This window comes from Burkholderia cepacia, from assembly GCF_001039005.1.
Classification (GTDB): Bacteria; Pseudomonadota; Gammaproteobacteria; order Burkholderiales; family Burkholderiaceae; genus Burkholderia; species Burkholderia theae.
On the sequence record NZ_LDWR01000086.1, the window covers coordinates 1 to 1,445 of the forward strand.

At 50.0% G+C, this 1,445-nt stretch carries 1 rRNA gene and 1 pseudogene; both read left to right on the forward strand.

Going from position 1 to position 1,445, the window contains the following annotated elements:
• Positions 1 to 223: pseudogene (locus tag VL15_RS43430) on the forward strand (hypothetical protein); the annotation flags it as partial.
• 29 nt (positions 224 to 252) lie between these two features.
• A 23S ribosomal RNA gene (locus tag VL15_RS36320) occupies positions 253 to 1,445 on the forward strand; the annotation flags it as partial.

Sequence of the window (1,445 nt, forward strand, 5' to 3'; positions counted from 1 at the left end):
GAATTTTGCATTGGCGATTGAGCCAGTCAGAGTGATACGTAGTACGTATCGGCTGTCGTTCTTTAACAATCTGGAAGAAGTAAGTAATTTGGATAGCGGAAGCGTCTATGAGATGGACGTGAAAACTATCCGGGTTGTGATTGTATCGATGTATCTCAAGATGATTCGAACTCTATGTTTGACTCAATTGGAATACGGCACAACGCGAAAACTCAACCTGTAACGACTGTCGGAGAGACAGACTCGTTATAGGGTCAAGCGAACAAGTGCATGTGGTGGATGCCTTGGCGATCACAGGCGATGAAGGACGCGGTAGCCTGCGAAAAGCTACGGGGAGCTGGCAAACGAGCTTTGATCCGTAGATGTCCGAATGGGGAAACCCACTCCTTTTGGAGTATCCATAGCTGAATACATAGGCTATGTGAAGCGAACGCGGTGAACTGAAACATCTAAGTAACCGCAGGAAAAGAAATCAACCGAGATTCCCAAAGTAGTGGCGAGCGAAATGGGATGAGCCTTGTACTCTTTATTTGTATTGTTAGCCGAACGCTCTGGAAAGTGCGGCCATAGCGGGTGATAGCCCCGTAGGCGAAAACAGTATGAAAGAACTAAGTGTACGACAAGTAGGGCGGGACACGTGAAATCCTGTCTGAAGATGGGGGGACCATCCTCCAAGGCTAAATACTCGTGATCGACCGATAGTGAACCAGTACCGTGAGGGAAAGGCGAAAAGAACCCCGGGAGGGGAGTGAAATAGATCCTGAAACCGCATGCATACAAACAGTCGGAGCCTCGTAAGGGGTGACGGCGTACCTTTTGTATAATGGGTCAGCGACTTACGTTCAGTAGCAAGCTTAACCGTATAGGGCAGGCGTAGCGAAAGCGAGTCCGAATAGGGCGTTCAGTTGCTGGGCGTAGACCCGAAACCAAGTGATCTATCCATGGCCAGGATGAAGGTGCGGTAACACGTACTGGAGGTCCGAACCCACTAACGTTGAAAAGTTAGGGGATGAGCTGTGGATAGGGGTGAAAGGCTAAACAAACTTGGAAATAGCTGGTTCTCTCCGAAAACTATTTAGGTAGTGCCTCGTGTCTCACCTTCGGGGGTAGAGCACTGTCATGGTTGGGGGGTCCATTGCGGATTACCCCGCCATAGCAAACTCCGAATACCGAAGAGTGCAATCACGGGAGACAGACATCGGGTGCTAACGTCCGGTGTCAAGAGGGAAACAACCCAGACCGCCAGCTAAGGTCCCCAAATATAGCTAAGTGGGAAACGAAGTGGGAAGGCTAAAACAGTCAGGAGGTTGGCTTAGAAGCAGCCACCCTTTAAAGAAAGCGTAATAGCTCACTGATCGAGTCGTCCTGCGCGGAAGATGTAACGGGGCTAAGCTATATACCGAAGCTGCGGATGCGTGCTTTGCACGCATGGTAGGAGAGCGTTC